The 13,548-nt window shown below is 61.3% G+C and carries 11 protein-coding genes; 8 read left to right on the plus strand and 3 right to left on the minus strand.

Annotation, left to right across the window (positions count from 1 at the left end):
• Positions 1-187 precede the first annotated feature (187 nt).
• The 5 genes from galT to gpmA all read left to right on the plus strand — a co-directional run bounded on the left by galT (position 188) and on the right by gpmA (position 4,938).
• Positions 188-1,240, plus strand: coding sequence for a galactose-1-phosphate uridylyltransferase (galT, locus tag FHU12_RS15160; protein ID WP_141970345.1), 1,053 nt, complete (start codon positions 188-190; stop codon positions 1,238-1,240).
• Positions 1,237-2,388: a galactokinase gene (gene galK, locus FHU12_RS15165; protein WP_141970347.1), complete on the plus strand. Its 1,152-nt coding sequence runs from the start codon at positions 1,237-1,239 to the stop codon at positions 2,386-2,388. Before galT ends, galK begins: the two co-directional genes overlap by 4 nt.
• A complete protein-coding gene (gene galM / locus FHU12_RS15170) occupies positions 2,382-3,425 on the plus strand; it encodes a galactose-1-epimerase (RefSeq protein WP_141970349.1) in 1,044 nt (347 codons plus the stop codon). The genes galK and galM overlap by 7 nt, the downstream gene beginning before the upstream one ends.
• Before the next feature lie 197 nt (positions 3,426-3,622).
• Positions 3,623-3,970: a PsiF family protein gene (locus tag FHU12_RS15175; RefSeq protein WP_048232954.1), complete on the plus strand. Its 348-nt coding sequence runs from the start codon at positions 3,623-3,625 to the stop codon at positions 3,968-3,970.
• A gap of 215 nt (positions 3,971-4,185) precedes the next feature.
• Complete coding sequence (gpmA, locus tag FHU12_RS15180; RefSeq protein ID WP_004939834.1) at positions 4,186-4,938, plus strand: 2,3-diphosphoglycerate-dependent phosphoglycerate mutase; 753 nt, start codon at positions 4,186-4,188, stop codon at positions 4,936-4,938.
• A 49-nt stretch (positions 4,939-4,987) separates the two neighbouring features.
• Here the strand turns inward: gpmA and FHU12_RS15185 are convergent, their stop codons facing one another.
• The 3 genes from FHU12_RS15185 to aroG form a co-directional block, all read right to left on the minus strand.
• Positions 4,988-6,022, minus strand: coding sequence for a M48 family metallopeptidase (locus FHU12_RS15185; protein ID WP_141970351.1), 1,035 nt, complete (start codon positions 6,020-6,022; stop codon positions 4,988-4,990).
• Between the two features lie 7 nt (positions 6,023-6,029).
• Positions 6,030-7,220: a YjgN family protein gene (locus FHU12_RS15190; protein ID WP_141970353.1), complete on the minus strand. Its 1,191-nt coding sequence runs from the start codon at positions 7,218-7,220 to the stop codon at positions 6,030-6,032.
• 270 nt (positions 7,221-7,490) lie between these two features.
• The gene (gene aroG, locus FHU12_RS15195; protein WP_141970355.1) at positions 7,491-8,543 is read right to left on the minus strand and encodes a 3-deoxy-7-phosphoheptulonate synthase AroG; all 1,053 of its coding nucleotides are present in this window, start codon (positions 8,541-8,543) and stop codon (positions 7,491-7,493) included.
• Between the two features lie 212 nt (positions 8,544-8,755).
• On the opposite strand from aroG, the gene FHU12_RS15200 reads away from it, so the two are divergent.
• Genes FHU12_RS15200 through zitB form a run of 3 tightly spaced genes read left to right on the plus strand, consistent with a single transcriptional unit; the run spans position 8,756 to position 13,520 of the window.
• Positions 8,756-9,361 carry a response regulator gene (locus FHU12_RS15200; RefSeq protein WP_141970357.1) on the plus strand — a complete coding sequence of 202 codons (606 nt, stop codon included), beginning with the start codon at positions 8,756-8,758 and terminating at the stop codon, positions 9,359-9,361.
• Entirely contained in the window at positions 9,358-12,558 is a 3,201-nt protein-coding gene (locus tag FHU12_RS15205) for an ATP-binding protein (RefSeq protein WP_141970359.1), read from the plus strand. The genes FHU12_RS15200 and FHU12_RS15205 overlap by 4 nt, the downstream gene beginning before the upstream one ends.
• The gene (zitB, locus tag FHU12_RS15210) at positions 12,558-13,520 is read left to right on the plus strand and encodes a CDF family zinc transporter ZitB (RefSeq protein WP_141970361.1); all 963 of its coding nucleotides are present in this window, start codon (positions 12,558-12,560) and stop codon (positions 13,518-13,520) included. The genes FHU12_RS15205 and zitB overlap by 1 nt, the downstream gene beginning before the upstream one ends.
• The last annotated feature ends 28 nt before the right edge of the window (positions 13,521-13,548 follow it).

Below are 13,548 nucleotides of genomic sequence, written 5' to 3' on the forward strand. Positions count from 1 at the left end.
CTCATCTCCGGCCATTCGTCGCTTTTCAATGAAGTGTAAACGATTCCATTTTTCGCGTTAGATCACCTTTTTATCGCCGCGGGCATGCTATCTTTTTGCGCAATGACCTCTCCCTGTCCAGTGACGGGCGTATCAAGGCGGTAATTGGAAGCGATTACACCTTCGTCGACGTCAAGAAAGGAACCGTATGACGGAATTTAACCCTATCGACCACCCACACCGCCGCTACAACCCGCTGAGCGGCCAGTGGGTGCTGGTCTCACCGCACCGCGCCAAGCGCCCCTGGCAGGGCCAACAAGAGGCCATCCCCACGGAAACGCTGCCGGCGCACGATCCCGACTGTTTCCTGTGCCCGGGCAACACGCGCGTCACCGGCGATCGCAATCCGGATTATCGCGGCACCTACGTTTTCACCAACGATTTCGCCGCGCTGATGAGCGATACGCCGCCGGCACCCGACAGCCAGGATCCGCTGATGCGCAGCCAGAGCGCGCGCGGCGTCAGCCGGGTGATCTGCTTCTCTCCCGACCACAGCAAGACCCTGCCCGAATTGACGCTGCCGGCGCTGGAGCAGGTGGTCGCCGCCTGGCAGGCGCAAACCGATGAGCTAGGCAGGCAGTACCCCTGGGTACAGCTGTTCGAAAACAAAGGCGCGGCGATGGGTTGTTCCAACCCGCACCCGCACGGGCAGGTCTGGGCCAACAGTTTTCTGCCGAACGAGGCCGAGCGCGAAGATCGCCTGCAGCAAGCGTATTTTCGGGAGCACGCCTCCCCGCTGCTGCTGGACTATGCGCGGCGCGAGCTGGCCGCCGGCGAACGCATCGTGGTGAACACCGAACACTGGCTGGCGGTGGTGCCCTACTGGGCCGCCTGGCCGTTTGAAACGCTGCTGCTGCCGAAAGCGGCGGTGCAGCGCATTACCGATCTCAGCGCGGCGCAAAGCCAAGATCTGGCGCTGGCGCTGAAGAAGCTGACCAGCCGCTACGACAACCTGTTCCAGTGCTCCTTCCCCTATTCGATGGGATGGCACGGTGCGCCGTTCAACGGTGCCGACAATCGACACTGGCAGCTGCACGCCCATTTCTACCCGCCGCTGCTGCGTTCAGCCAGCGTGCGCAAATTTATGGTCGGTTACGAGATGCTGGCGGAAACCCAGCGCGACCTGACCGCCGAACAGGCCGCAGAGCGTCTGCGCGCCGTCAGCGATATTCATTACCGTGAAGCCGGAGCCCAAGCATGAGCCTGAAACCGCTTACCCATTCCCTGTTTACCGAGCACTTCGGCTACGCGCCGGCGTTGACCATCCAGGCGCCGGGGCGGGTGAACCTGATCGGCGAGCATACCGATTACAACGACGGCTTCGTGCTGCCCTGCGCCATCGATTATCAAACCGTTATCGCCTGCGCCAAACGCGACGACCGCCAGATCCGCGTACTCGCCGCCGATTATCAGAATCAGCAGGATCAATTCTCGCTCGACGATCCGATCGTCAACCATCCCGATCAGCGCTGGTCCGACTATGTGCGCGGCGTGGTGAAGCACCTTCAGCGCCGCAACGCCGACTTCGGCGGCGCGGACCTGGTGATCGCCGGTAATGTGCCGCAAGGGGCGGGGCTCAGTTCCTCCGCCGCACTGGAAGTGGCGGTGGGCCAGGCGCTGCAGGCGCTCTATCAGCTGCCGCTGGACGGCGTGGCGCTGGCGCTGAACGGCCAGGAGGCGGAGAACCAATTCGTCGGCTGCAATTGCGGCATCATGGATCAGCTGATCTCCGCGCTCGGCCGGCGCGACAGCGCTCTGCTGATCGACTGCCGCTCGCTGGAAACCCGTGCGGTGCCGATGCCGGACAGCATCGCGGTGGTGATCGTCAACTCCAATGTGCAACGCGGGCTGGTGGACAGCGAGTACAACACCCGACGCAAACAGTGCGAAGAGGCGGCGCGGTTCTTCGGCGTCAAGGCGCTGCGTGACGTCAGCGCCGAACAGTTTGAAGCCCGTCAACATCAGCTCGATCCGTTAGTGGCCAAACGCGCGCGCCATGTTATCAGCGAGAACGCCCGCACGCTGGCGGCGGCCGACGCGCTGGCGGCCGGCGATCTGCAACGCATGGGCCGACTGATGGCGGAATCCCACGCCTCGATGCGCGATGACTTCGAAATCACCGTGCCGCCGATCGATAAGCTGGTCGAGATTGTCAAAGCGACGATCGGCCCACGCGGCGGCGTGCGCATGACCGGCGGCGGCTTTGGCGGCTGCATCGTCGCGCTGATGCCGCAGGATCTCGTGGAGACGGTGCGTGCCGCCGTGGCGCACGAGTATCCGCGGCAAACCGGCGGATTGCAGGAAACCTTCTATGTCTGCCAGGCTTCGCAAGGCGCCGGCCTATGCTGACGCCAACGGCGGCACTCGCCCCCGATGGGCAACCTTATCAACTGACGCAGCTGCAAAACGCCGGCGGCATGACCGTCACTCTGATGGACTGGGGCGCCACCTGGCTGTCCGCCGTCTTGCCGCTCAAATCCGGCGAAAGGCGCGAGCTGCTGCTCGGCTGCCGCAGCCCGGCGGACTACCAACGTCAGGGCGCCTATCTGGGCGCCACCGTCGGCCGTTACGCCAACCGCATCGCCAACGCCAGTCTGCCCATCGACGGGAAACCCCATGCGCTGGCCGCCAATCAGGGCGCCCACCAGCTGCACGGCGGCCCCGACGGCTTCCATGCCCGCCGCTGGCGCCGGGTACAGCACGATGCGCAGCAGGTCTGCTATGCGCTGCACTCGGCAGAGGGCGATCAGGGTTTCCCGGGCAATCTCGACGTGCAGGTCTGCTACCGCCTGACCGCCGACAATCGCGTGGAAATCAGCTATCTGGCGCAGGTCGATCGCCCCTGCCCGGTCAACCTGACCAACCACGCCTATTTCAATCTGGACGGTGCCGGCACCGACGCCCGCGCCCAGCGGCTGCAGCTGTTCGCCGATCGCTATCTGCCCGTCGACGCCGAGGGCATTCCCTGTGCCGGGCTGACGCCGGTGGACGGCAGCGGCATGGATTTCCGCCAGCCGAAAACGCTGCTGCAGGATTTTCTGCGCGACCGCGACCAGCAGCGGGTAAAAGGCTACGATCATGCTTTTCTGCTGCACCGCACCTGCGGCGCGCTGGAGTGCCCGGCGGCCCATTTATGGTCCGCCGACGGGCAAGTGCAGATGAGCGTGTTCACCGACGCGCCCGCACTGCAACTCTACAGCGGCAATTATCTGGCCGGCACGCCGGCGCGCGACGGCGGCAGCTATGCCAACCACGCCGGCGTGGCGCTGGAAAGCGAGTTTTTGCCGGACAGCCCGCACCATCCCGAATGGCCACAGCCGGACTGTTGGCTGCAGCCGGGGAGCCGCTACCGCAGCACCACGCATTATCAGTTTTATCCTATCTGACCCGCCACGCCCCTCGCCGCGCGGCCGGGGGCGATTTGTTATAAATGCTTACCTTTTAGCGCTATTCCCCCGCCGGCGCCCACCTTTCCTTATTCCAAAGCGCGCACTACACTCAGGCTACCGTGATAAGCACAACGCCTTGTGCAACGTCACAATTTTCGGCCGATGGCGGCCAATCAATAGCTGAAGGAACACCTATGCGTCTGATTACTGCACTTCCATTGCTGGCGGGCTTAATGCTGAGCACCAATCTGATGGCGGCCGACGCGACGACGGCGACAAAAACGCCTTCGCCGGCGCAGGCGGCCCAACAGAAACGCATGACCGATTGCAACCAACAGGCATCCACCAAATCGCTGAAAGGCGCGGATCGCTCCACCTTTATGAGCACCTGCCTGAAATCTGAAGGCGCCGCCGCGACGGGCAAAACCCTGACGCCGCAGCAGCAGAAAATGAAAACCTGCAACGCCGACGCCAAGACCAAGAATCTGAAGGGCGACGCGCGTAAAACCTTCATGAGCAGCTGCCTGAAAAAATCGGCCTGATTTGCCCCACGCCACGGCGCGCCCGACGCGATTTCGGCGCGCCGTTTCCCCCTCGCAGCGCCAGCCTGAACGATTCAGCTTTTTCCTTTCGCCAGCCCTTACTTTGCGGCAAGAAATTGGCTATGGTTAGACACTATCGATTGCCGAGCCCCGGCCCGCGGCAATATAATGATTTTCGTTATCATTGAAATGTCAGATTATTAAGGAGTTAAGCTATGGCTGTAACTAAGCTGGTTCTGGTGCGTCACGGCGAAAGCCAGTGGAACCAAGAAAACCGCTTCACCGGTTGGTATGATGTCGATCTGTCCGACAAGGGCCGTACCGAAGCGAAAGCAGCAGGCAAGCTGTTGAAAGAAGAAGGGTTCACTTTCGACTTCGCTTACACCTCCGTACTGAAGCGCGCGATCCACACCCTGTGGAACATCCTCGACGAGCTGGATCAGGCCTGGTTGCCGACCGAAAAATCCTGGAAGCTGAACGAACGTCATTACGGCGCGCTGCAGGGTCTGAACAAAGCGGAAACCGCTGAAAAATACGGCGACGAGCAGGTGAAACAATGGCGTCGCGGCTTCGCGGTGACCCCACCTGAGCTGACCAAAGAAGACGAACGCTACCCTGGCCACGATCCGCGCTACGCCTCGCTGACCGAGCAAGAGCTGCCGCTGACCGAAAGCCTGGCGCTGACCATCGATCGCGTTATCCCTTACTGGGACGAAGAGATCCTGCCACGCATCAAGAGCGGCGAGCGCGTGATCGTTGCGGCGCACGGCAACTCGCTGCGCGCGCTGGTGAAATACCTGGATAACCTGAGCGAAGACGAAATCCTCGAGCTGAACATCCCAACCGGCGTGCCGTTGGTGTATGAGTTCGACGAGAACTTCAAGCCAACCAAACGTTACTACCTGGGTAACGCTGACGAGATCGCAGCAAAAGCGGCGGCCGTAGCGAACCAGGGTAAAGCGAAGTAATTTCGCCCGTTAACGAAAAAGCCCCCGGTTTTCGCCGGGGGCTTTTTTATTACTGCTGCGCCATCGCCTCGTTCACCGCCTCCAGCCGTTCCTGCATCGCCGGATGGGTGCTGAGCCAGGCCGGCAACGCCCAGTCATCGGCCTGTTCTCGTTCAGGCGCCTGTGCCAACGCGCGGTAGATCGCCGCCATTTCCGCCAGCGAACGCCCCTGGCGCTGCATCTGAGCGATGGCGAACGCATCCGCCTCGCGCTCCATCCCGCGGGAAAACTGCATCTCATTCACGAAGGACGCGGACTGCAGCAGCGTGTCGCCGATGCCGCTGACGTCGCCGGTCATCCACATCAGCGTCAAGGCCACCAGCGACGAACGCACCAGCATACGCATCGGGTGGCGATGAGCGTGATGCCCCATCTCATGCAGCATCACCGCCGCCAGCCCCTCGTCGTTTTTCGACAAGGCGACCAGACTATCGCTGAGCACCAGCGTACCGTCCGGCAACATAAAGGCGTTCGGCGCACCGGGCACCGCCATCAGCTTCAACGACAGCGGCGTGCGCTCCTGGCGCATCTCGGCCGGCATCACCTGCCGGAACAGCTGCTGCAATGCCTGCTGCCGCTCGGCCGGAAGTGCAGAAGGCTTGAAGCCGCTCTGGCTCAAAAACGTCTGCGTGTGTTCGCCCAGCGTCTGTTCCACCGAGGTAGGGATGCGCATGGCGATCTCGCTGCTCGCCCACGGCAGCACAACGTAAACGTAGGCCACGACCGCCAGCAGCGTCATCAACAGCGCCAGAGCCACGCCGCGTTTGTGGCGTTCCAGGCGATGCACCCAGCCCGGCGAACGGCGCTGATAGAACCAGCGGCGAAACGCTGCGTCGTCGTCCGGCACAAAGCGCGCACCGTCCTTGAAGGTCAGCGTCAGCGGAATATTGCCCAGCGCCGCAGAGACGGTGATGTCAGCCAAGGGGATGTAACGTTGCTCATCCTGCCGCTGCAGCGTCACGCCCTCGCCGCTTTCGTTCACCAGCAGACGGGCCGCCTCACGTGCGGCCCGCCCCGGCAACTGATAGGCGCCCTCAAGGATCATCGGCGCCTCAGAAGCTGCCGCCCAGATCCAGCGCCTGCACCGCTTCTTCAGCCACCGCGCTGTTGGCGGTTTCCTGATGCGCCGCGATGTCCAGCAATGCCAGATCGCCTTCAACCGCCGTGCACTCCGCCAGATAACGGGCGTGACGCACTTCCGCCACCGGCGCAGCAAAGCCGAGCGAGAACAGCGTGATCAGGGTATTGGTGATCAACAGCCCCATATACGGCAGGGTTTGCATGGAAGAGCGCAGTTTGATATTGCCGTTCAGCGTCGCCTGGTTATACAGATAGTTGCGTTGGGCGACGATCTGGTAGCTGCCGGCGATCAACGCGCCAACCAGCAACACCACCATCATCAGCAGCAGGCTGCCAATATTCTCCAACACCAGCAAGTCGGCGGTTTCATCCGTCAGTATGCCCATCAATATCATTTGGTACAGCGACAGTATGAACGACCCCATACATACCAGCGCCGCCAACATAAACGGCAGGAAAATGAGCAGGCCGATCAAGGCAAATTTGATAAAGGCCGACTTTTTCAGCTCGGCAATAAACGGCGTGCGGCCGAAGAACAGATTATTAACGTACAGATCGTGCTGCAGCGCGCTAATAATACCGTTGACGGCGGCGAATGCCGGCACGGCCAACAGCAGCGTCAGCACCAGAATCAGGCCGATGGCGTTGATACTGTCAAAACCGCTGCCAATACTGAGCAAAATGATTAAGCCGACATAAAGCCCGATAATCAGTAATAGCGGGCAGAACAGTAGCGCCCAATAAGCGCGCCCGGTGCGGCAAACATAATTAAAACGCACGCCGCGATAGCTCGACATAATCGCATTGTAGCGCCAGCTGCGAATCACCACCCATGGCAGCAGGGCAAGCAACGCCAGTAAGGCCAGCAGCCCCAGCAGTGGCGCCACCGCCAGCAGGATATAAAACACGATGATGCCACCGATCACCAACAGACGCCCTTTCAGAATTTGCAGCGGCTGCGCATGATAATCGAAACGATCGCCGTCCAATTCCGTGTTGCCGTAAAAATAACGACGCCGACGCACCGTCGCCCAGGCGGAATAGATGCCCAGGGTCACAATGGTCAATAATGCATTGACTAACCAAATAGCGAAGTACTCGCCACCTTTCCCATGGAATTTAATCCGGTGCAGCCCCAGCGGCTGCGAGGTATTGCTTGTCATAATTCTTTCGTCCTGAAAGGAATAGGTCATGCCACTCCCCACTTATTTTTCATGCGGGGTTTGTGGAATAAAAAAGCGTCTTATATAAGCACAATGCCATGAGCAGTGACAATTATTCTTTTATTAAATAGGAATAATGCGAAGGAGGTCGCTTAATGATTTCATTGGCCTATTAATTGTAAGCCTTATATTAACGGAAGATGGAGATAGAGAAATGCAATGACAAGGATAAAACAAGGGCCCGCTGCCGAACCCTTGTCATTTTCGCGATTAACCGCGGCGCGCTTTCACCGCCGCCGCCAGATCGCGCAGCACGGTTTCGGTGTCCTGCCAGCCGATGCAGCCGTCGGTCACGCTCTTGCCGTAAACCAGCGGTTCGCCGCTTTCGAGGTTCTGGTTGCCTTCCACCAGGTGGCTTTCGATCATCACACCGATAATCGCTTTTTCACCGCCGCCAATTTGCCCGCAAACATCGGCGCTCACGTCCATCTGCTTTTTGAACTGTTTGCTGCTGTTGGCATGGCTGAAGTCGATCATCACCTGCGCCGGCAGCCCGGCTTTGCTCAGACCGGCTTTGACGTCCTTCACGTGCGCCGCGCTGTAGTTCGGCTCTTTGCCGCCGCGCAGGATAATGTGGCAGTCGCCGTTGCCGCTGGTGTTAACAATCGCCGAGTGGCCCCATTTGGTCACCGACAGGAAGCAGTGCGGCGCGCCGGCGGCGTTGATGGCGTCGATCGCCACCTTGATGGTGCCGTCGGTGCCGTTCTTGAAGCCGACCGGGCAAGAAAGGCCGGAAGCCAGCTCGCGGTGCACCTGCGATTCCGTGGTGCGCGCGCCGATGGCGCCCCAGCTCATCAGATCCGCCAGGTACTGCGGCGTGATCATGTCGAGGAATTCGCCGGCGGCCGGCAGGCCGCTGTCGTTAATCTCCACCAGCAGCTTGCGCGCCAGGCGCAGGCCGTCGTTGATGTTGAAGCTGTTGTCCATTTGCGGATCGTTGATCAGGCCTTTCCAGCCCACGGTGGTGCGCGGTTTTTCGAAGTACACGCGCATCACCACTTCCAGCTCGCCGCTCAGTTCTTCACGCAGCGCCAGCAGGCGCCCCGCGTACTCTTTGGCGGCTTGGGTATCGTGGATAGAGCAAGGGCCAATCACCACCAGCAGGCGATCGTCGCTGCCGCGGAGGATATTGTGAATTGCGCTGCGGGCCTGGGACACCGTCTTTGCTGCGCGTTCAGTGGCCGGGAATTTCTCCAGCAAAGCCACCGGCGGCAGGAGTTCCTTAATATCATTAATGCGTAAATCGTCGTTTTGGTAATTCATAGCTTTTCCATTCGGTATCGAGGGGTATTTCGCAGTGCGTAACGGTGTAGATCCCAACAATCTAGCCTGTGGGAATGGCGCTGTAAATCACCTTTGCCCCCCTCCGCTGGAACCGCCAAATTAACAGCAGATTGTGCTGTTTCATCAGGGGAGCGCAGAGCCTCCTTTTTCGCTATGCTAGCGATCGGAATATAAAGCGACCCGAGTTGAACATGCCCTCTCTGTTATTAGTTGATGACCACCCGGTGGTTCATGTCGCACTGGAAGCGGCGCTAATGAAATCATCCCGTCCCTACCGCCTTCAGGCGGCGCACGACGACGTTCAGGCGCTGGCCCTGCTGGCCGAGGCCGCTTTCGGCCTGGTGATCCTGGATATCGGCCTGCCGCAGGTCGACGGGCTGCAGCTGTTGAAAAAAATCCGCCGCCGCTACCCGCAACAACCGATCCTGATCTACACCGCGCAGGAGGCCGATGTCTATGCACGCATGGCGCACGCCGCCGGCGCCAACGGTTTCGTCAATAAAGGCAGCTCGCTGGCGCAGCTGGTGCAGGCGATCGAGCAGGTGCTGGACGGGGAAACCAGTTTCCCCGCCGCCGCGTTGGCCGAAGAGGCGCCGATGGCGGAAGGCGGGCTGCTCACCCCCAAGGAACTCGAAGTGCTGGGCTTGCTGAGCCAGGGCCTGTCCAACCTGCAGATCGCCGATCGGCTGCATATCAGCAACAAGACCGTCAGCACGCACAAGAAAAACATCCAGCGCAAGACCGGCGCCGGCAACCTGCTGGAGCTGGTGGCGGTGTTTAAAGAGCTGGCGCCATGATGCGCCGCGCCCTGCTGCTGCTGCTGCTGTGGTGCGGTCTGGCGCAGGCGGCAGAGCCGGTGCGCTATCAGCTGGTCAGCAATCTGAATACCCCCGATAACATGCTGATTGTCGGCGAGAAAAACCCCTGGCGCGACCGAACGCTGCGCATCGGCATCATCAGTGAGAACACCAGCCCATACAACATCATCGTGGACGACGATCTGTACGGACTGAACGCCGATTACCTCGGCTACATTCAGCAGGTGACCGGCATCCGCTTTGCCATTTACGGCTTCGCCGACCTGACGCAGCTGGAGCAGGCGCTGCACGACGGCAAGGTCGATCTGCTGTACGGCATCCCGCAGAGTGAAGCGCTGCACGGGCTGGAGATCTCTCAGCCTTACTACGTCAGCAACCTGCGCGTATTGCGCGATCGCAGCAACGATCGGCCGGTGATGCTCAATTCCGCCAACGCCCGCGTCGCGATCGGCGCGCTGACCGACATGCAATCCGGCGGCGCCCTGCAGGCGGTGGCATCGCAGATCCAGCGCTACGACAACAACCTGCAGGCGGTCTACTCGCTGCTCAACGGCAGCAGCGACTACTTTATCGCCGACGAGGCCAGCGCCAGTTTTATCATCGATCAGCTGCAGCTCGGCCAGCTCTATCAGATTGAAAGCAACGAGAACCTGGGCAACCTCTCCTTTGTGTTCGCCGCCGCCGACCCGCGACTGATAGACACGCTGGACACCGCCATCGCCGACGCGCCGATGGAACTGATGAACGCCCTGCAGAGCCGCTGGAGCAAAAAAATCCCCAGCTACCTCGACACCGGCAATGCCGATCTGACGACGATGGAGAAAAACTGGGTGGCGAGCCACCGTGTGGTTTACTACGCCGCCATCGAGAACAACTTCCCGTTCGCCTACCGCGGTTCCGACGGCCAGCCGCGTGGCTACGCCATCGACATTCTCAACATCATCGCGCAAAACACCGGGCTGCGTTTCGCGCCGCTGTGGGCGCGCAACGCCGAGCAGGCCGATGAGCTGGTGCAGTCCGGCCAGGCCAGCTTCCGCGCCGCCCTGCCGCTGGCGCGCGGCGTCAAGGCGCGCTACGGCGCCAGCATGCCGATCCACCGTTCGCTGTGGGGCGTTTACGTCGGCCAATACGCCAACGGCATCTCGACCTGGAGCGATTTGGCCGGTAAGCGCATCGGCGTGTTGCAGGGCGATTTGGCGCAGGGGCTGGTGCCGGAACGGGAACCAACCATCAGCTTCGCCGACAGCAAGTCGATGTATGATGCGCTGGCCAACGGCCAGTTGGATGCGCTGGTGGATAACGTTATCTCCGCCAACTTTTTGGCGCTGTCGCGCTATTCCGGCGCCATCAAGCTGGCCTTTGCCGCCAACAACATCCCCTACCCGGTGGCCTTCGGCGTGCGCCGCGATCAGCCTCTTCTGTTGGCCATCCTCGATAAGAACCTGATGCAGATCCCGGCGGACACCCTACAATCGCTGCGCGACGAGTGGATCGTCGACCGCAGCAATCTGATCGACGCGGTGAACGACAACCGCATGCCGCCGCAGACCACCTGGTTGCTGGCGCTGCTGGCCGCCGCCACCGTGCTGCTGCTGGCGTTGACGCTGCGCCGTTTCATGCTGCAGCGCCGTGAAAAACGCGAACGCGAAGAGCTCGAGCACGCGCGCCGTCGCGCCGAGGCGGAAAACCGCATGAAGAGTAAATTCCTCGCCACCGTCAGCCACGAATTGCGCACGCCGATGCATGCCATCCTCGGCCTGCTGGAGCTGGAGCTTAAACGCCAACCTGCGCCGGAAGGGCTGCCGGTGATATACAGCTCGGCCTCTTCGCTGCTCAACCTGCTCAACGACCTGCAGGATCACGCCAGGCTGGAAACCGGTTCGCTGACGCTGGCGCCGAAACCGGTGGCGCTGCGCCCCTGGGTAGCACGCATCGACGCCCTTTACCGGCCGCTGATCGGCGAGCGGCCGTTGACGCTGAGCGTGCTGGCGGATCCGGCGCTGCCGGAGGGGGTGATTATTGATGGTGAGCGTTTACTTCAGGTAACTAACAACTTGATAAACAACGCGATAAAGTTCACGCCGCGCGGCGCCATTCAGGTCGAGGTCGGCTGGCACGCGCAGAATGATCGACAGGGAGAATTGCATCTGACGGTGAACGACAGCGGCTGCGGCATCGCCGCCGATGAAATAGACAAGCTGTTCCAACCGTTTTACCGCGCGCGCGGCGCGCAACGCATCTCGGTGCAGGGTACCGGTTTAGGACTGTCTATCTGCAAAGAGATCGTCGAACAAATGGGCGGCCACATCGAGCTGCGGTCGCAGCCGGGCGTCGGCACCCGCGTCGAGGTCACGGTACCGGTCGAGCTGAGCGGTGCCGCGCCGGCTGTCGCCCCGGAGGAGCATACCTTTGCTCTGCCGTCTTCCGCCTTGCGTACCGCGCTGATCGACGATCACCCCACCAATCTGTTGCTGCTGGAACGCCAGTTGCGCCACTTCGGGCTGCAGCCCGCCCGCTTCGAGCAAGGCTATGCGCTGCTGAAGGCCCAGCGCCGGCAGCCGTTCGATCTGCTGTTTATCGACTATAACATGCCGCGTCCGGACGGCCTGACGCTGGCCAGGCTGATCCGCCGCGACGAACAGCGGCTGCGGCGCCCGCCTTGCCGCATCGTGCTCTGCTCGGCAGACGTGCAGGAGTTTACCCGCATCCCGCCAGGGCTGGTGGCGATCGACCACTTCCTGACCAAACCGATTTCACTGGCGGCGATCGGCCAGGTATTGGCTCAACAGCCGCAGGCTCAGGAAGAAAAGTCAGTCCTTACTGACCTGCAGCAAACGCTGGCCGAAATGGCGGGTGGCGATCGCGCCATGCTGCAGCGGCTGGCGCAGACGCTCGGCGATACGCTGCGGCAAGACCGGCAGCGACTCGCGGATGCCGTCGCCGCGAGCGACTGGCCACAACTGGAGCAGGCGGCGCACCGCATCAAGGGCAGTCTGCTGATGCTGCAGCTGCCGGAAGCTGCGCAGCTGTGCCAGCAGCTGGTGGATACCGCACGTCGGGGTGAGCTTGCCGCCGCCGCTTATACTAAATTAAAGGCGTTAGTGGCGCAGATAGTGCCGGAGCTGGACGCTCTGCTCACCGCCGCCCCCTCTTTCGCTATGCATAAGGATGAATAATGTCGGACACTCCACACGTACACTTGCCGAAAGACAGTAATAGTAAACGCCTACTGACCGCTTTTTTAGTCACCGCGGTCTTTATGGTGGCCGAGGTGGTCGGCGGCCTGTTGTCCGGCTCGCTGGCGCTGTTGGCCGATGCCGGCCACATGCTGACCGATGCCGCCGCGCTGCTGGTGGCGCTGATGGCGGTACATTTCTCCCAGCGCAAGCCCAACGCGCGCCATACCTTCGGCTATCTGCGCCTCACTACCCTGGCGGCCTTCCTCAACGCCGCGGCGCTGCTGGTGATCGTGGTATTCATCCTGTGGGAGGCGATACGGCGTTTCTTCGAACCACAGCCGGTGATGGGTACCCCGATGCTGATCATCGCCATAGCGGGGCTGCTGGCGAACCTGTTCGCCTTCTGGTTGCTGCATCGCGGCAGCGAAGAGAAAAATATCAACGTGCGCGCCGCCGCGTTGCATGTGCTGGGCGATCTGCTCGGTTCGGTGGGCGCCATCGCCGCCGCCATCGTCATTCTTGCCACCGGCTGGACGCCGATTGACCCGATCCTGTCGGTGCTGGTCTCCTGTCTGGTGCTGCGCAGCGCCTGGCGACTGCTGAAGGAGAGTTTCCACGAACTGTTGGAAGGCACGCCGCAGGAGATCGACATCGCCAAGCTGCAAAAAGACCTGTGCCTGAATATCCCGGAAGTGCGCAACATCCACCACGTACACGTCTGGCAGATCGGCGACCAGAAGCTGATGACACTGCATGCGCAGGTGATCCCGCCGCATGACCACGATGGGCTGTTGCAACGCATTCAGGCTTATCTGTTGGAACACTACAAGATTGGCCACGTGACCATTCAGATGGAGTACCAGCACTGCGAGACGCCGGACTGCGGTATCAACCGGGCGCCGGAGCCGAGTGAACACTCACATGCCGAAGCGCATTCCCATCTGGGACATCGTCACTAAGCCAAGAGGGCGCCACCACGGCGCCCTC

Source organism: Serratia marcescens, assembly GCF_006715005.1.
Lineage (GTDB): Bacteria > Pseudomonadota > Gammaproteobacteria > Enterobacterales > Enterobacteriaceae > Serratia > Serratia montpellierensis.